The following is a 17,164-nucleotide window of genomic DNA, read 5'->3' as shown; positions in this document are numbered from 1 at the left end:
CGTTTCCATTATAAAATTAGATCGTAAATTCCAGACTGTCCTGCGACTTCACATCATGAATAGCCGCGTATATATCATTCTGTATCTTGAGCAGCTCCACATCGTCGCGCTTGCGCGGACGCGGCTTCGACACTTGGAAGATTTGGTTAATTCGTCCCGGCCTTGGGGAGAGCAAGACGACCCGATCACCCAGGAATACCGCTTCCGACACGTCATGCGTAACGAACACCACCGTCTTCTTCTCCGCTGCCCAAATCTTCAGCAAATCATCTTGCAGTTGAAGCCTCGTCAGATGGTCGACCGCGCCGAACGGCTCATCCATAAGCAGCACCTCGGGACTATTCGCCAGCGCTCTGGCGATACCCGCCCGTTGCTTCATGCCGCCGGACAGATGATGAGGATACTTATGCTCAAATCCACGCAGTCCGACCAGATCAAGATAACGCTGCGCTGCTTCCCGGCGCTCATTCTTCGGAACACCTCGAAATTCGAGCCCCAGCTCTACATTCTTGTATATCGTTCTCCATGGGTATAACGATGGATCTTGGAACACGACGCCCCGCTCAATCCCCGGTCCCTTCAGCTTTTCCCCGCCAAACCAGACTTCGCCGGAGGTGGGCAACTGGAGTCCGGCCAAAATTTCGAGCAGCGTGCTTTTGCCGCAGCCGCTTGGCCCAAGAATACTGAGAAACTCCCCGTCCTCAATCGTCAGATGAATGTCGGAGAGCGTCTCTGTCGGAGTCGCTCCCCCATATACCTTCGATACGCCGCGGATAGAGAAAGCCTCCATACGATCACCCCGCTTACGCTTATTTTTTCAGAATAAAGCTTACGTCCAGCAAATCCTTAATGTCATAAATTTGATCCTGGAAGCCGAGATCGACTTGAACCTGCTGCGTATCCTGCAGCGCGTCCAAATTCACATCCGGGTTGTTCTCCCACAGCACATTCTCGCGCTCGAACGCCATGTCTACCACGGCTGCGTCCACCTTCACATTTTTGAGGAAATAGGCCTTATACTCATCCAGATTGCTCTTCGCATATTCCTGCGACTTGAAATAAGCGCGCAGCAGCTTCTCTACAAGCTCCGGATGCTTCTCGATAAAATCATTGCGGGACACCAATACGCCAGTATGGAAGGTCGGCAAGTAATCCCAGCCTTTCGCTAGAATGGTGCCTGTTCCCTCGATTTCTGCAAGCGATGCGAATGGCTCGTGAATGATCGTGGCATCGACCTGGCCTGAAGTAAGGCTGGCATACGCCGCTTCGTTCACCCCGTTAGCCAGATAAGTGACATCGTCCTTGCTTAGGCCATGCTTGTTCAGAATCGTCTGGGTGTATACGTCGAGACCGCTGCCCAGCACTGCAGCTCCAATGCTCTTACCCTTCAAGTCTTCTACGCTCTCGATACCTGGCTTAGCGATCAGGTAGAACGGGCCTTTCGTGCGGAACATCGACGAGACGATCTTCAGCGGCGCTCCCTTGCCGGCTGCGACGATGACATTCGTCGTAGCGCTGTCGGCAATATCGATGTCCTTGCTCGTCAGAGCTTCAATCGGATTCTGTGTCGTAATCAGCTCAACGTCCAGCCCCTCTTCCTTGAAGAAGCCTTTCTCTATGCCGAATCTTACGGCAAGTCCGCTCACTCCGTTGAATGGCGAATATCTGATCTTCTGAAGCTCCGTAGTTTCTCCTCCCGCTGCCGCATCTGTCGGTGTTGCACCGCCCGAAGCTGCAGGCGTTGCCCCAAGAGAGTTATTGCTGCCGCCGCAGCCTGCGAGCACAAGCGCAAGCGACATGGTGATGATTCCGGTTCCTATCCATTTTCTCTTCCACATGATGACTCTCTCCTTTGAATTCAAGCTTGTTTATGAGGACTTCCATCTAAGCACGACCCGCTTCTCCAGCAGATCGATTGCAGCAATAATGAGCACAGAGACGACTGTCACAACCGTAATAATGGCAAAAGCCTTTGCCGTATCGTACAAGGAAGTAGCTTGCACCAGCAGATTGCCGAGCCCGTCCTTGGATGCCACCATTTCGCCGAACAGCGCGCCAACCAGTCCTGTCGCAGCCGATACCCGAAGGGATACGAAGATCGTCGGCGCCGCGGACGGCAGTATGACCTTCACAATCGTCTGCAGCTTGGAGGCTTCGAATACTCTCGCAACCTTGAGATGCGCCTCCGCTGTCTGCTTGATTCCTGTAATGGTATTGAATGCGATGGTGAAAAAGCAGAATAGAAATACGATCGCAACCTTATGCGATAACCCGATACCGAGCCATAGCATGAGCAGCGGGATAATCGTCACCTTCGGAATCGCGAGCAGCGCCGACAGGAATGGCCGGAAGAACGCCTCCGCATGCGGAACGAGTACAAGGAACAGCCCTGTTGCAATGCCCGCGAATGCGCTAAGCAGATAACCTGCCGCAAATTCCTTGAGCGTCACGATGAGATGATGGAAGATCTCGCCGTCTGCGAACAGCTTGTAGATTTCCTCGATGACCTGCGTCGGCTTGGACAGATACAAGCTGCCGACAATCTCCGCTCTCACGATGTATTCAATAATGCCCAGGCAGGCGAGCAGCAGCACGACCTGCCCGATGATAATGCGCCATCTGTAGCGCTTGTTGCTATCGTAATTGCTCATACGGTTCTCCCCTTCCAGCCCGCCGTCTCATAAAGGCTTCTCGCGTTACTCGCCAGCACCTTGCAACGCAGCCCTCTTGGCGAAACGATTCTCCGGGCGAGACAAGCCGAAGTGTCCTCTGAACGTATCTGCGTCGTATTCTGTACGGAACAGCCCTCGGCGCTGCAGAACCGGCACAACCAGATCGATGAAGAGATCGATTCCGTCCATCATATAAGGAGGGCATATATTGAATCCGTCGGCCGCCCGCTCCACGAACCATTCCTCCATCTGATCCGCGATCTCCTCTGGATCACCGACGATTAGCAGATGTCCTCTCAACGTAGCCGCGAAGTAATGGAACAGCTCCCGCACAGTAATGTCTTCGCGACCTTCCGCACACTGCGCGAGCGCTACCAGCCATTTCACCTCGTCGCCCGGAAGTGTCGACAGCGACAAATCCGGCAAAGGTCCGTCAAGCGGATAAGCTGATAGATCAATGCCAATCCTCGCAGACAGTGGCGCGACATCATAGTTCGTTACGAGCAAGCTATTCAGCTCACGGTACTTGGCATGCGCCTCTTCCTTGGTACGCCCAACGAGAGGCACAAGGCCCGGAAGGATAAATACCTCATCGGGATTACGTCCATACGCAACTGCCTTTGATTTGATCTCCGAGTAGAATTGCTTCGACACCTCCAGCAGAATCTGTCCCGAGAAGACGGCGCTGGAGAGCTTCGCGCCAAGATCACGGCTGCGCTCCGACGTCCCTGCGTTAAGAAGCGGAATCTGTCCTTGCGGCGGCCGGGCTACGTTCAGCGGACCGGCGACGGAGAAGTGCTCCCCTTCATGATTAATCCGGTGCACCTTGCTCCCGTCGACGAACTCGCCAGTCTCCTTGTTCCGGACAAAGGCCTCATCCTCCCAGGAATCCCACAGCTGCTGCACAATCTCCACGAATTCATCCGCATAATCATAGCGCTTGGAGTTGTCCCAATGCTTCTCACGGCTGAAGTTCTGGGCCGCACGCACGTCCATGCCCGTCACGACATTCCACGCAAGCCGACCACCACTCAAGTAATCGAGAGATGCTGTCTGGCGTGCGATCGTGTACGGCTCGGAGTAAGTCGTATTCGCCGTGACGATCAGTCCGATCTTCTCCGTAACGGCCGCAATGCTCGCAATCATCGTGAACGGCTCAAGCCGCACCATCTGTGACGGGAAGGTATGCTGCATGTCCGGGCTTGTGGCGAGGGCATCCCCGAGGAAGAAGAAATCGAATTTCGCTTCCTCCAGTCGCTGAGCGACACGGTGCAGAAATTTGGGGTCAAAAGCTCCGTCGGTTGTCGCTTCCGGCAGCCTCCAGCCAGCCGGATGGTAGCCGGTCGAGAACAAGAATAGACCGAGATGGAGTTGACGCTTAGGTTGAGTCATGGTTTTCATCCTCCTAATGTTGTAGTTTATCTATAAGAAAAGTAGGTTTTATTTCAAAAAAAGACCAATCGTACGGGAGACTTCATCGATTTCAGCAAGCTCTGCTGCCGTCAGCCTCTCCCCGGCATGCTGCAATGCATCCCGAATTTGCTCCGGCTTCGAAGCTCCGAGAATTGCGGAGGATACATAAGAATGGCTCAGCACCCAGGAAAGCGCGAATTGCGCCAGTGTCCAACCTCTCGCTTCAGCCAGCGGCCTGATCTTGTCCACGAGCGCGTACGCCGGATTCGATTCCAGCAGCAGCTCCAGCCTCTTCTCGCCTAAAGCGAGTCTGGAATCCGTCGGCGGGGCTTCACCTTTGCGGTACTTGCCGCTCAAGATCCCTCTGCCCAGCGGACTATAGCTGATGATGCCAACCTTCTCGGATTCGACGAAGGGCACAAGCTCACGTTCAATCCCTCTTGTAATCAGGCTGTATTCCGGCTGCACGCTCTCGAACCGGTGCAGGCCGTGCAGCGCACTTATGCCATGTGACTTCGCCAATTGCCAAGCCGCATAGTTGGAGCAGCCCAGGTAGCGGATTTTGCCTTGCTTCACCAGATCGTCCAGCGCCCGCAGCGTCTCTTCGATTGGTGTGTCGGGATCGAATACGTGCACCTGATACAGATCGATGTGGTCCGTCTGCAATCGGCGCAGACTATTCTCCAATGCGCGGTAGATATGATAGCGGCTCTGTCCGCCATCATTCACTCCCGCTCCTACGTGAGCGCTGAACTTCGTTGCCAGCAGGATGTCATTGCGTCGCCCGCTCAGCAGCTTGCCCAGTATCGCCTCAGCTTCGCCGAATCTTGAACGGTCTTGCGTATCCATTCCGCTCCCGTATACATCTGCCGTATCGACCAGATTAATTCCCGCTTCCAGCGCCGTATCCAGCACCTCCGCCGATGCCTTCTCGTCGATCCATCTCCCGAACGCCATCGTTCCCAAGCTGACTTCAGATACCTTAAGCCCTGTTCTTCCTAATTTACGGTATTGCATGTCAGATTCTCTCCTTCCGCATACGACAAAAAACAGACGGATTCCGCTCTCTAATCAAGCGTCTTCTCCGTCTGTTCGGTCGAATTGTCGTATGTAATTAATGTTATTAATCGTTATAAGGCCAGCAGTTCCGCGGAAGCTGTATGACCAAGAGAGATAGCCAGCTCATATGGCGTCTCGCCGATGTCATTCTTCACTGTCTTGTCAGCCCCGTAGCTGAGGAACTTCTCGATAAGCTGTGGGTTATCGAAGTAGGCCGCCACATGCAGGACATTGAAGCCCCGTCTCAGCTCGCCTTCACATTTGGCATGAAGATCAGCCCCTGCTTCTATCAGCAGGTCTACAAGATGTCCATAGCCGCCGAATACGGTAGCATGAATGGCCGTGTTATTCAGACTGCCGTCGCGGCTGCGGGCATTCACATCTGCGCCTCGGCCGAGCAGCAGCTTTACCGTCTCGGCATTGCCGAAGTGGGTCGCCAGTGACAGCAGCGGAAATCCGTCGTGACTGTAGCTGTTAAGCAGCGCCGGAGATTTGTCCAGCAGCTCCTTCACCCTTGAGCTGTATCCGACAGCGGCAGCTTCGAATACATTCAGCCTGCCAGCGCCATTCTGAAGCAGCAGCTCCTTGATGTCGTTCGCCCTCATGAACGCGGCAAGCAGTACGGGAGTCTCCCCTTGCTTGTTGCTGGCGTTCACAAGGCTTGCATCCTTGTCGATCAGCTCTGCGACCTTGCCGATGTCCCGCAGCTTGACTGCCTCAAACATCTCGTTGCGCAGCCGCTGAAGATTATCGGCTTGCTCCCGCGCCCGCACCAGCAGATCATGGGAAGCGCGTACTCCCATATTGACGAAATGGGTGACCGCTCTTGATCGATTGGACTCGAGTCCTGACTCGACAAGCAGATCCACAGCCTTAAGCGCCTCGTCATCTAATCGGATAGAGAGCACAGCGGTACTTTTTTTCTTAGGCATGGCACTCCTCATCGGTTACATGTAATTAAAATTACAAAATTACTATATCACGGATCGGGACATTTGAATAGCATAAATTCATATAGATTTACAAGGAATTAATTTCGGAGACTCTTTTGACATGAAGCTCCCGCCTATTAACCTGATACATCAATAGCTAGAGTAGGTACAAATATAATTTCAGCGACTTGGCCCTCATTATTTATTTTTACGGCTGAAAGCCCGTTCGGCCGATAAGCCCCTGTATCAATATTCAATGTATTGCTCTCAACATCAAATTCAGCCCTTCCTGACTGGCAAGGCGTATGCCCGATAATCTGTAGTTTGCCTATGTGCTTTAATTTCCCCCTTGTCCACAACACACTCTCTGGATGTGATTCTTCAAATGGATGGTCTGCGGACTGCGAGATGCCAGCGTGACTAATGAATACATGGTCCGTTTCATAGGATAGAGGCCGCGACTTCATCCAGGACATATAGTTAGCCAGCTCTAAGGATTTTCTTTCAAATTGTTTTAACGTCTCTTCCCCGCACTGTTTCAGCCAATTTTCGTTTCCTTCTTCCACATGCACAATAGCCTCAAACTCATGATTTCCCTTCAAAAAGATAGCTTTATCAGAATACTTTTGTTGCAATCCAATCGCATACAGAAGGGTCTCAGGCGAAAACTTCCCTCTATCCAATAAATCCCCAAGCTGCACCAGAATCTGCTTATCGCTATCCCAATGCTCATCTAATAAACTGGAGAAAGTATGAAAACAACCGTGCACATCACCCACTACTAATAGTTCCATATATAACTCCCCAACTATATCTCGTTGTCATTGTCTATTACTATAGCTTTCAATTAGATACATTGTACAGATGCATGTCTTGAATTCTTACCCCCTTACACTCTGTTGTTTTCGTGCAAAAAAACACACCGCCCAAGGCACGCTGCCTTGGGCGATGTATCTTAATTGGATTAATATTCAAACGACTCTCTTAATTACCTACCGCATCTTTCCTCAACCCCAGAATCCGCCATCGGAGTGTATAATCTGTCCGGTAATCCACTGCGCATCATCTTGACAAAGAAAGCCGATTAACTTCGCTGCGTCGTCCGGCTGCCCAATTCTCCCCATTGGGAACTTTGGAAGCAAATATTGCTTCAAGGCATCGTCCATCCATCCGGAATCTGTCGGACCGGGATCAACCGCGTTAACCGTAATCCGCAGAGGTGCAAGCTCTGCCGCCAGTGATACCGTAAAAGCCGAAATCGCTCCCTTAGTCGCCACATATGCCAGATTACCCGGCATCGGCCCCTTGTCCTGCCCTGAAACCAAGTTAACGATCCGTCCTCCATGGCCCGCAGACAGTCTCCTCGCAAATTCCACCGAGAGCATACACGTACCTGTTATGTTCACCGCGCAATGCCTATTCAGAATCTCAGCGCTTATCTCCCGGTAGTCTACTTCTTTACAATAGGTCGCATTATTCACCAGCAAGCTCGGCAAACCTAATTGCCGCTCTGCCTCATCCAGCAGCTTCACTGGCGATAACGGATAGAATAGATCAAGCTCCATCGACTCGGCGCGAACCCCATAGGAACGCAGTTCGTCCGCGAATACGCCAGGCCATTCCTGCTCGGCGCCATACGGCTGATCCTGGTCGTAACGGCACCAATGGGTAAAAAAGATATCCGCTCCTTCACTCGCCAAAGCTCGCGCAATCGCGCTTCCTATCCCTCTGCTGCGACTTACACCTGTAATAATGGCTATTTTCCCTTGCAAACGATTCATCTATAATTCCTCCTGTAGGTGAGGAGGCATGGCAATAGAGTTATAGGAGATGGGAACTTTCCAATAAAAAAACGGACACAAAGGTGTCCGCACCGGTTTCATAACTCATTAACCTTGCGTCCCTTTATAATGGCATAAGAAGGCACACAATCCCCAGGATCGTGTTCCAACACAACATCGCCATTACAAAGTTCCTGCCATTGGTTAATTCCCCTTTCCATCATCTCCAAGGATAAAGTAACACGATTGAGTCAAGGGGTCAATATAGATTTAACGGTGTCGAAGCGTATGCGCTGCTCTGATACTATCTTTTAGCCAAATCGGGGCTTTGGGATGACCTAGAATTTCATCGGTACTCATCCAATAGACAGCATCCACTTCATCCGGGCTTTTGGCATACGCTTCACCCTTGTCATATTCGCACAAGAACACAATATCAAGAACCTCGCTGCCATTCTCTAGCGTAAAGGAGGTGCTTCTAACATAGCTCAGCTTCGTTTTCACCTCAATCCCCACTTCTTCAAGCAGTTCTCTTCTTAATGTCCTCTCTAGGATATCGACCGAGTTGCCTTCGTTCTCGACCGTACCTCCAACAAGAGCAAGCCCCCCTCCCGCATGCTCCTCTTTCTCGCTGCGCCCAATGATGAGCCACTTGTCCTCTTTGAATACAGCACCCTCTACATTGACAAGAAACATACAACTGCCCCCTATTCGAATAGTTATATCCATATTGCGCAATCGAGAAGAAATCCGCCTGTATTACTGCTGATACAATTATCCTAACGCAAACGAAATAAAGGGGGAAGATGGATGATATCAAATGCCGCCCAAATCACAGTCTTTGTTAAGAATCAGGAGGAAGCCAAAACCTTTTACATCGAAAAGCTTGGGTTTGTTGTCTGTGCGGACATCGAGCTAGCACCGGGATGGTCTTATCTAACCGTCGCCCCGAATAAGGACAATCAGACGATGATTGAGCTTGTTCAGGCCGATACGCCAGAAAGAAAAAGGTTGATCGGCAGACAAGCGGCCGACCAAATTCTAATCATGTTCCTTTCGAATGATATTCATAGCGATTATAACGAAATGAAAGCGCGAGGCGTTGTTTTTCACGGAGAACCCAATCGGGTTCCAGGAGGCTGGGGCGTCGGGTTCCAGGATCTGGACGGCAATTTGTTCGACCTTTATCAGCCGGACTAATTTAAAAGCAAAAGCAGCCCATCCTTGTCAGGATGAGGCTGCCTCTGCAATGGCCTTACGGTATGGCGCTTATCGGCCGGAGCGCCACTACGCCATATTCAGCTTACATTCCATTACGGATTCAGCGAATAAGTTACGCCATCGATCGTAATTGTAACGTTGGCAGGGCCGCTAATCGGCAAGTAATAAACAAGGTCGAACAATTCTGACGCTCCCGGTGCAATCGACTTCCAGCCAGGAACCGTAATCGCGATTCGGTGGAAATCACCTTTTAGACCGCCAATATTATTGCCTGTATGACCTGTAGAGATTACGCTGACCTGATCACCGTTCCAGCTACGGAACAAGGCATTAGTCGATGTTGGAACATCAAATTCAATAACAGCTCCACCTGTAATCGTTGTATTGCTGTTATTCGTCAGCTTGATCTTTGTATTGATCGGGAAGTTCTGATCCCCCAATTTAAAGCCTGTAAACTCGATAGTAGCATCAAACTTCTCAGCTGGCATTGCAATTGTCCGGTTTGTGTTGCCATACGGCGTTGTATTCGAGAATTTGTTGTACATAGCGCTTGTCATCGTGTAGCCTACACCATATTCCGATTTACTGGCATCCCAACCATAGTCGCCTGCAAGCTCCCAAATCATCAAACCGCCAATACTGTTTTCAATGGCCCAGTCCGCTTTAGCGTTAATCGATTGCTCGTCTTCTGTGGAGATAAACACACGTTTTGTGCTGTTCCACAACCATGGAGCAACAAGCGTCTCATCGTAGTGGCGCGTATACACGCCCGTCAATGGAGCAGCTTCCAGTCCATAATCCCCCAGATACGTACCGCGGATGCCAAACTCCAGGTTTTTCGCATGCCACATCGGGTTAGAGCCTGCTCCCAGCTCATGACCTGTGTCGTTTTTGTCATGCCACAGGTTGTCGATGCCTACCGCACCGTCACCGCATTTCCCTTTCAATTCAGTAGGGCATACGGTTCCCTTAGCTGTACCCCATAGGCCATTTGTGCCGCCTACGACATTTTGGAATCCGCGTGTGTAGTAAGGCACGCCGACATTGATTCGTCCAGCTTGCATCATACCGCGCATATAATGATAAGCCCAGTCTGTGTTCAGGTAGCCGATACCGCCGTATTCAGCCGTAGAATATACACCAGCCGCTTTCAGCTCCGCATCTTTGCCGTCATCGAACAATTGTGCGTTTGGACCTACGAATTCATTCCAAGCGCCATGAAGATCATAGCTCATGACGTTGACATAATCCAAATATTTAAGGGAGTTAAATGTCTCCATGCCGCGCAACAGGTAACCGGAAGATGGAGATGCAATCGTCAGCATGTAATACTGGCCGTCTTCAGCAGAAGCTTGGTCCAGCTTCGTACGAAGTGTTTTCATCAATACATCATAGCTTTTTGCAAGTCCAGCTAGACGAGGCGTCGAGAATGCCCAGTCATGCGGGTTGCCGGCATCTTTCATGGAAGTCGGGTACTCATAGTCGATGTCCACACCGTCAAAGCCGTATTGACGGATGAATGCTACTGCAGAATCGGAGAAAGCCTCGATCCCCGCCTCATTGACAGAACCGTCAGCATTAGTTGTCATCGTGTAAAAACCGCCATTCGCTACGCGATCTCCATTGTCGTTAAAGTAACCGCCTGTTTCTGCCCAGCCGCCAACGGAAATCAGTGTTTTTACGCCTGGGTTCTGTTTCTTGAACTTGTTCAGCAAGTTAAAGTGACCTTGGAAGGAATAAGACGGGTCCATCTCTGCTCCTGCTACTCCAGGCCATGTTTTGCCTAACGATGCGTTGTTTGGAGATTGGCTGCCTACGGAAACTTTGTTATTGCTGTCGATATGAGCAAATGCATAGTTGATATGCGACAATTTGTTCCAAGGGATGTCGGAAGCCAAATATCTAAGCTGTCCGTTATCACCTGTACGCCAGCTTGTGAAGTAGCCGATGATGCGGCGATCCAGACCATTCGGAAGAAGCTCGCGGCCGTCTGCATCGTAAGCGCTGCAATAAGGTACGCCTGCTACGCCGGAATCATACAATCCTTCGGGCCGACAGGCATCCTGATTAATGGGTGCTGTTTCTGTCAATACCGTCACAGCATTGCTTGCTGCCGATACATTGCCTGCTGCATCCTTCGCTTTAACCACGAACGTGTACGAAGTGTTAGCTGTCAGACCTGTGATGATTGCGTTTGTTCCGGTTACGGAAACTTCTGTGGAGCCGTAGGAAACTGTGTAGCCCGTTACGCCAACGTTATCTGTCGACGCTGCCCAAGTGAGGGCAACGGAACTGGATGTTACAGAGGAAGCGGTCAGGTTCGCCGGAACGGAAGGAGCTGTTGTGTCAGGAACAACGGCAAGTGTAGTTACAACAACTGAGTTGCTTGCTGCCGATACATTGCCTGCTGCGTCCTTCGCGGTAACTGCGAATGTGTAAGCTGTGTCGGTAGCCAAACCTGTAATGGTTGTGCTTGTACCCGATACAGAAACGCTCGTGGAGCCGTAAGTAACCGTGTAGCCCGTTACGCCAACGTCATCTGTCGACGCTGCCCACTCCAGGCTTACGGAGTTTGATGTCACGTTCGAAGCTGTCAAATTTGCCGGAGCGGAAGGAGCTGATGTGTCAGGAGTAACAGCAAGCGTTGTTACAACAAGCGGATGGCTCGCTGCCGATACATTGCCTGCCGCATCCCTCGCTTTTACCGTGTACGTGTAGGCCGTGCCAGCAGAAAGCGCTGTTGCCGTATAGGAAGTACCTGCTACAGTAGCTGCCAATGAACCGCCTTGGTAAACCTCGTAGCCTGTCACACCTACGTTATCAGTAGAAGCATTCCAGGATAATTTAACTGAATTTTCTGTAATATCTGAAGCTGCGAGATCTGCTGGCACGGAAGGCGCTTGCGAATCCCCGCCGCCGTTCGCATTAATAACTTGATAGGAGATTGTACCTGATGTGGATGAGCCGTAGGAGTTGATTAGTTCAGCCTTGTATACATAAGTACCGGATGGCTTGTCAGTGAAAGCAAACGAGGCAGATTGTGCATTAGGAGATTGATCTGATAGTATTCCTGTATGAACAACAACGTCATTCTCATACAATTTCCAGGTCGTACCGCTATTGCCCCACCACATATTGAATCCTATTGAATAATTCGGGCTGTTGTTCCAGTTGCTTTGGTATAAGCTTGGCGATCCCGGCGCGCCTGATGCTGCCGCCAAGGCCAAACCTGGCAGCACGGACAAGACTACAAGTGCTGATAATAACATAATCGCAACCGTTTTTTTCATTCTTCTCATTTGTGACAATTCCCCCCATTAAGTTTGTGTTCTTCACTTGCAATAAACCTAGTAAACCTAGAAATGAAAGCGCATTCTTTTTGCTCTCACTATGATTTTATTCATACCTCTGACTTTTTCATAGGGGGTTAATTCGCTACTGCAGGGGTTAAAAACGATTATATTCATGAAAATATAATACAAATTCAGAGAAAATACTCTATTCTCACGTCTTGTCTGGATAATATTTACAACAAACGATTGCAAACTGATTCTACAGTAAAGAAGTACATCGTCAATGCGATGTACTTCAATCTGCGTACTATATCTCCGTTTTAACCTTTTCTATTTCCCTTTGTCATCAGATTTTCGCTGATGCTAATCCAAGCGGCGCACAAGTAAGTTGTCTTTTTTTATCTCCAAAATGTAATTTTGTCAGAAGCCAATCGAACGGTCTCATATCCTTCTTCTTTGGCCTTTCCTATCGAAATAATCATGACCGGAACATAACGTTCCTCATCCAGATCAAATGCCCGTGCCACCTGATCAACCTCAAATCCCGCCATGGGATTCGTATCATAACCGTGTGCGCGAGCGACTAACATGAACTGCATCGCAAACAGGCTGCTATCAACTTTGGCAACTTCAACTTTCAGCTCTTTCGGCAAGGCCGGGAACATCGATAAAATCGTTTCGAGTTGACGATCTCTTACTTCAGCTGGCATTTTCCCTTGCTCCACAGCTGTATTGTAGATTTCTTCAGCGTTTAAGTAGCTCTCGGTGTCACCAAAAATTAATACCATAGCGGATGAAGTGTCATTTTGCAACGTATTGAACCGCACCAGCGGTCTTAGTTTTTCTTTTCCCTCTGGCGTATCCACTACAACTACGCGCCAAGGCTGCATATTGGCAGACGACGGAGCGAGGCTGGCTTCCGCAATCATTTCGCTTATCTCTTCTCTCGATATCTTAATGCTCTCGTCATAATGACGAACAGAGCGCCGTCCCTTTACGATATTGGCAAAATCGTTGTTTTGAGTACTCGTAAACATAGAATCTCTCCTCTTGATAACCTTAGATTTTTTGACATGGTGTATGTCGTTCGTTATCCTATTCGTAGTATGAACTATGAACCTAGGTTTATAGCAAGCACCCAAAAGCGAGGTTAAATCTATGAAAATAAATGAAGTTTCCAAATTAACAGGACTGCCCATATCGACCTTAAGATTCTACGAGCGCAAAAACCTGATTCCGGAACAATTTGTTAAGAGAGATGCAAATAACTATCGGGTCTATTCTGAGGAGATTGTTGATTTTCTAGATGATGTGCGGACGCTGTTATCCGTGGATTTTTCTATTGATGAAATAAGCATTCTCATTAATCAAGAGCCTGGCTTATCCTACGAGTCAAAGAAGAACATTGTTGAGCAGAAAATTGCCGAGATTGAAACGATCCAAAAGCAATTAAGAAAGTCGAAAACCTTTCTGCATGCTATCCTGGATGGAAAAGCCAATTTCCAAACGAAGTGTTAACGTAAAGCCATAAAAAAACAGAGCATCGCTTGCCGCAGCCGGACATGCCGCTGTCGTTCTATTCGGTGCTATCTTCCATATCGCCCGCAAGGAATACCGGGAGATCCTCGTAAACATCATATTTTTCACGTTAGCGTTGATTGTTGCGATTGGCCGTTTTTGAATATGAAAATCCCCTGAAACGTAAGTGTCTCAGGGGATCACATCATTTAAGGCTGGTCAGCCAGGCAGCCAATTCTTCGGTCTGACTTAGGATCGCTATCGGGTCCCAGTAGCCGGAGCGGTCGCTTGTCCATAAGAACACATGATTATTTTTCACAGCTGGCAGTGTGCTCCAGACCGGTTCAGCTTTGAGGTCTTCCAATGTTTTCGAGTCAGAGGTGAGGATCATATAGTCTCCCGCATACTCTGGCAATGCCTCGGCAGAGAATGAAGCCCAACCCGGGTCGGCCAATACGGCTGCGACTTCCGCAGGAGGCTTGAAGCCGAAGCCATTATAAATCGGCTGTCCGCCTTTACCGAAGCTGGTTCCGACAGCCATAATATCTTTGTCATTCCATTCAATAACGGAGAATGTGCTATCCGCAGGTATAGCCTTTAGCACGTCTTCCTTGGCACTAGCCATGCGCTTATCATAGTCGGCAAGCCATGCTTTCCCTGCTTCTTCTTGACCAAGCAGCTCTCCGAAATAGGTGACCTCCTCGCGTACGGTCTTTAAGGAGGCGTATGGTATGACGACAGTAGGTGCTATTTTGGCCATCTGCTCGTTCAGCTCAGGGTAGAAGTCGTCCATAATAATCAAATCCGGTGCAAGCGCCAAAATTTTCTCTACGTTGCCATTGCCGTCCCCAATCTCCTCAACGTCTTTCAAATATTCTTGAAAATAAGGATTTTTAATATGATGCGCGGAAGTTCCGACAGGCGTAATCCCAAGTGCAATCAGACTGCCCAGATACTCCCCTGCCACAATTCGTTTGGGATGAAGCGGTACCTCCACCTCACCGTTTACGGTTTTCACGATTTTGGTCTGCGGCTGTTCCGCAGCAGCCGGCGTATCGCTTGGACTTGGCTGTGAGGTCGCAACCTCTGCAGCGCCGTTCGTACCGCAAGCGCTCAGCACCAGAATGAGGCTTAGCAATAATGCCGAGGCCAGCGGAGGCCTTGAATGTCTAGACATGAATAAATCTTCCTCTCCATCAACCTTATATTGATAATCATTATCAATATAATTACTATATTGAAATGCATCAGGTAAGACAATGGAGGATTTCTTCGTTAAGTCAGGACGATCTTGTAGTTTCTTCTGTGCAGTATGCATGTCTTTATAGCGTATGGGTGATACGCCCTTATGTTTTTTGAACAGCCTGCCCAGATAGTACGGGTCTTGATAGCCGACGCTAACGGCGATTTCCTTCAGCGTAGCATCGGTCTCCAGAAGAAGCGCCGCCGCTTTGTCCATGCGCACCTTGATCAGATAGTCAATTGGGCTGTAGCCTGTACGAATTTTGAAGTAGGAGGAAATATGGGCAACACTGTAGTTCAGGCTTTCCGATAGCGACTCCAGTGTAATGGATTGTGAAAATTGTTTATGGATGATATCAGCGATCTGGGCGGCGAGATCGCGCTTCGCTGTGCCTGCTCCTTGTACCTGCATTTGATGAAGGATGTCATGCACGAATTGATGAAACAAAGTCCGAACACGCAACCGCGCAAGCGGCTGCTGCCTCAACCATTGCGCATACATATCACTCAATAGTCGATACATCTCTACGGGTTTGTCTGGAGTGATACTGTACGTAATGTCGGCAGAGTGAGCCTGCTTAAGAAGCGCATCAAGTTCTGCAGACACGGGAGGTTGAAGGCTCATTTTATAATAAACGCTATAATACTCCAGCCCATCGCTGCCCGCAGTCATGTCGACCATAACACCTTTGCCTGCATGGAGGACTGTAAAGCGCTGCATACGATAAAAATCCCGTCCTAGATTTAGGGTAGCATTGCCGCGAATCGACATGAGAAACATGTTTGAGGGTACATGATAAGAGCTTAAGGATTCACCCGCCTTGAGGCTGATACGGCGAATATCGATGACTTTGCCATGAGCGTGATTCCACAAATCAATAAAATCCTTTATGTCCATACCTCATGTGACCGCCTTTTTTCGGATTTCTTAAAGTATACCATCGCCCACCTTCGAGCGCGCGGTCCATCAGGGCAAGTTTGTTTATAACTTTTATATCCTTTGAGATGGCTAAGAGGTACGGATTATACTGAGAAGAAGAGACGCTAAAGTGGAAAGCGCGGTGAATGAATTGACTACCATCACGACGGAATTGGTTCGCAGTCTGATCGATACTCAGTTTCCCCAGTGGCAGGATTTAACGCTCAAGCCTGTCGAGAAATCCGGCCACGACAACCGCACCTATCGGCTTGGTCACGAAATGACGGTGCGCCTTCCCAGCCATGAGCGGTACGCATCTGCTGTGCAGAAGGAGCAGATTTGGCTGCCCCGTTTTCAGCGCCATCTGTCTCTCCCTATACCAGCCCCTCTTGCTATGGGTGAGCCTGCTGACGAGTATCCCCTCCCCTGGTCCGTCAACCGATGGGTTGAAGGCGATACCGTTACGTATGACAATATCCATAGTCTGAACCGATTTGCCGAAGACCTCGCTGCTTTCTTGCTGGAATTGCAAGCGATCGATGCAAGAGATGGCATCCCTGCGGGTGTTCAAAACTTTCATAGAGGGGGCAATCTTGCGGTCTACGATGGTGAGACAAGAGCTGTCATCAAGGAGCTTGGCGGCCACTATGATCAGAAGCTTCTATCAGAGATATGGGAGCTGTCTCTCTCCTCCAACTATCAGTCCGCTCCACGTTGGGTGCATGGCGATGTTTCTGTAGGCAATTTGCTCGTTGGGAATGGACGCTTGTGCGGCGTCATTGATTTCGGCACAATGGGGACCGGCGATCCATCGAGCGATCTTGTGATGGCTTGGAACTTTTTGGACGAGGAGAGCCGGGCATTATTTTTCAGCAAAATGAATGCTGATGCAGATACCGTTAACCGGGCGCGAGGCTGGGCCCTGTGGAAGGGGCTCATTACCTACGCCTGGAATGAAAAGGACTCGGAGCTATCTCGCTGGGGAGAGCGAGTGATTGCTGATATTTTACAAGAATATAGACAACGGTACTGTAGTTAGCCTAACACAACAAACCCATCAGAATCCTGCGATTTTGATGGGTTTGTTTGGGTTGAATCAATAGTGAATACAACC

At 49.7% G+C, this 17,164-nt stretch carries 15 protein-coding genes; 3 read left to right on the top strand and 12 right to left on the bottom strand.

Annotation, left to right across the window (positions count from 1 at the left end):
- Positions 1–16: 16 nt before the first annotated feature.
- The 9 genes from AC0YNW_RS08680 to AC0YNW_RS08640 form a co-directional block, all read right to left on the bottom strand.
- Positions 17–790: an ABC transporter ATP-binding protein gene (locus AC0YNW_RS08680; protein WP_475831597.1), complete on the bottom strand. Its 774-nt coding sequence runs from the start codon at positions 788–790 to the stop codon at positions 17–19.
- Positions 791–809: 19 nt separating this feature from the next.
- The gene (locus AC0YNW_RS08675; protein ID WP_475831596.1) at positions 810–1,838 is read right to left on the bottom strand and encodes an ABC transporter substrate-binding protein; all 1,029 of its coding nucleotides are present in this window, start codon (positions 1,836–1,838) and stop codon (positions 810–812) included.
- A 30-nt stretch (positions 1,839–1,868) separates the two neighbouring features.
- Complete coding sequence (locus AC0YNW_RS08670; RefSeq protein WP_475831595.1) at positions 1,869–2,651, bottom strand: ABC transporter permease; 783 nt, start codon at positions 2,649–2,651, stop codon at positions 1,869–1,871.
- A gap of 45 nt (positions 2,652–2,696) precedes the next feature.
- Complete coding sequence (locus AC0YNW_RS08665; RefSeq protein WP_475831594.1) at positions 2,697–4,064, bottom strand: LLM class flavin-dependent oxidoreductase; 1,368 nt, start codon at positions 4,062–4,064, stop codon at positions 2,697–2,699.
- Between the two features lie 48 nt (positions 4,065–4,112).
- Positions 4,113–5,102 (bottom strand): aldo/keto reductase, encoded by a 990-nt coding sequence (locus AC0YNW_RS08660; RefSeq protein ID WP_475831593.1) that lies wholly within the window; start codon positions 5,100–5,102, stop codon positions 4,113–4,115.
- A 113-nt stretch (positions 5,103–5,215) separates the two neighbouring features.
- A complete protein-coding gene (locus AC0YNW_RS08655) occupies positions 5,216–6,076 on the bottom strand; it encodes an ankyrin repeat domain-containing protein (RefSeq protein WP_475831592.1) in 861 nt (286 codons plus the stop codon).
- 137 nt (positions 6,077–6,213) lie between these two features.
- Positions 6,214–6,870 (bottom strand): metallophosphoesterase family protein, encoded by a 657-nt coding sequence (locus AC0YNW_RS08650; protein ID WP_475831591.1) that lies wholly within the window; start codon positions 6,868–6,870, stop codon positions 6,214–6,216.
- A 213-nt stretch (positions 6,871–7,083) separates the two neighbouring features.
- Entirely contained in the window at positions 7,084–7,857 is a 774-nt protein-coding gene (locus AC0YNW_RS08645) for an SDR family oxidoreductase (protein ID WP_475831590.1), read from the bottom strand.
- Between the two features lie 270 nt (positions 7,858–8,127).
- Positions 8,128–8,553, bottom strand: coding sequence for an NUDIX hydrolase (locus AC0YNW_RS08640; RefSeq protein WP_475831589.1), 426 nt, complete (start codon positions 8,551–8,553; stop codon positions 8,128–8,130).
- A gap of 114 nt (positions 8,554–8,667) precedes the next feature.
- On the opposite strand from AC0YNW_RS08640, the gene AC0YNW_RS08635 reads away from it, so the two are divergent.
- Complete coding sequence (locus tag AC0YNW_RS08635; RefSeq protein WP_475831588.1) at positions 8,668–9,057, top strand: VOC family protein; 390 nt, start codon at positions 8,668–8,670, stop codon at positions 9,055–9,057.
- A gap of 113 nt (positions 9,058–9,170) precedes the next feature.
- On the opposite strand, the gene AC0YNW_RS08630 is transcribed toward AC0YNW_RS08635, so the two are convergent.
- Together AC0YNW_RS08630 and AC0YNW_RS08625 are read right to left on the bottom strand one after the other, a co-directional pair.
- On the bottom strand, positions 9,171–12,377 hold the full coding sequence (locus tag AC0YNW_RS08630; RefSeq protein WP_475831587.1) for a glycosyl hydrolase family 18 protein: 3,207 nt from the start codon (positions 12,375–12,377) through the stop codon (positions 9,171–9,173).
- A 392-nt stretch (positions 12,378–12,769) separates the two neighbouring features.
- Positions 12,770–13,408: a nitroreductase family protein gene (locus AC0YNW_RS08625; RefSeq protein WP_475831586.1), complete on the bottom strand. Its 639-nt coding sequence runs from the start codon at positions 13,406–13,408 to the stop codon at positions 12,770–12,772.
- A 121-nt stretch (positions 13,409–13,529) separates the two neighbouring features.
- Between AC0YNW_RS08625 and AC0YNW_RS08620 the strand changes: the two genes are divergently transcribed.
- A complete protein-coding gene (locus AC0YNW_RS08620) occupies positions 13,530–13,889 on the top strand; it encodes a MerR family transcriptional regulator (protein WP_475831585.1) in 360 nt (119 codons plus the stop codon).
- Between the two features lie 205 nt (positions 13,890–14,094).
- On the opposite strand, the gene AC0YNW_RS08615 is transcribed toward AC0YNW_RS08620, so the two are convergent.
- Entirely contained in the window at positions 14,095–16,029 is a 1,935-nt protein-coding gene (locus AC0YNW_RS08615; RefSeq protein ID WP_475831584.1) for an AraC family transcriptional regulator, read from the bottom strand.
- Positions 16,030–16,201: 172 nt separating this feature from the next.
- Between AC0YNW_RS08615 and AC0YNW_RS08610 the strand changes: the two genes are divergently transcribed.
- Positions 16,202–17,089 carry an aminoglycoside phosphotransferase family protein gene (locus AC0YNW_RS08610; RefSeq protein ID WP_475832190.1) on the top strand — a complete coding sequence of 296 codons (888 nt, stop codon included), beginning with the start codon at positions 16,202–16,204 and terminating at the stop codon, positions 17,087–17,089.
- Positions 17,090–17,164: the final 75 nt, after the last annotated feature.

Source organism: Paenibacillus sp. J31R120 (genome assembly GCF_056269225.1).
The sequence above is the reverse complement of the archived record's forward strand: the minus strand, read 5'-3'. Positions and strand labels throughout refer to the sequence as shown.

Bases quoted from the DNA above. Each gene is read 5' to 3' on its own strand.
- AC0YNW_RS08680 (WP_475831597.1), bottom strand. From the start codon at position 790: ATGGAGGCTTTCTCTATCCGCGGCGTATCGAAGGTATATGGGGGAGCG.
- AC0YNW_RS08675 (WP_475831596.1), bottom strand. From the start codon at position 1,838: ATGTGGAAGAGAAAATGGATAGGAACCGGAATCATCACCATGTCGCTT.
- AC0YNW_RS08670 (WP_475831595.1), bottom strand. From the start codon at position 2,651: ATGAGCAATTACGATAGCAACAAGCGCTACAGATGGCGCATTATCATC.
- AC0YNW_RS08665 (WP_475831594.1), bottom strand. From the start codon at position 4,064: ATGACTCAACCTAAGCGTCAACTCCATCTCGGTCTATTCTTGTTCTCG.
- AC0YNW_RS08660 (WP_475831593.1), bottom strand. From the start codon at position 5,102: ATGCAATACCGTAAATTAGGAAGAACAGGGCTTAAGGTATCTGAAGTC.
- AC0YNW_RS08655 (WP_475831592.1), bottom strand. From the start codon at position 6,076: ATGCCTAAGAAAAAAAGTACCGCTGTGCTCTCTATCCGATTAGATGAC.
- AC0YNW_RS08650 (WP_475831591.1), bottom strand. From the start codon at position 6,870: ATGGAACTATTAGTAGTGGGTGATGTGCACGGTTGTTTTCATACTTTC.
- AC0YNW_RS08645 (WP_475831590.1), bottom strand. From the start codon at position 7,857: ATGAATCGTTTGCAAGGGAAAATAGCCATTATTACAGGTGTAAGTCGC.
- AC0YNW_RS08640 (WP_475831589.1), bottom strand. From the start codon at position 8,553: ATGTTTCTTGTCAATGTAGAGGGTGCTGTATTCAAAGAGGACAAGTGG.
- AC0YNW_RS08635 (WP_475831588.1), top strand. From the start codon at position 8,668: ATGATATCAAATGCCGCCCAAATCACAGTCTTTGTTAAGAATCAGGAG.
- AC0YNW_RS08630 (WP_475831587.1), bottom strand. From the start codon at position 12,377: ATGAGAAGAATGAAAAAAACGGTTGCGATTATGTTATTATCAGCACTT.
- AC0YNW_RS08625 (WP_475831586.1), bottom strand. From the start codon at position 13,408: ATGTTTACGAGTACTCAAAACAACGATTTTGCCAATATCGTAAAGGGA.
- AC0YNW_RS08620 (WP_475831585.1), top strand. From the start codon at position 13,530: ATGAAAATAAATGAAGTTTCCAAATTAACAGGACTGCCCATATCGACC.
- AC0YNW_RS08615 (WP_475831584.1), bottom strand. From the start codon at position 16,029: ATGGACATAAAGGATTTTATTGATTTGTGGAATCACGCTCATGGCAAA.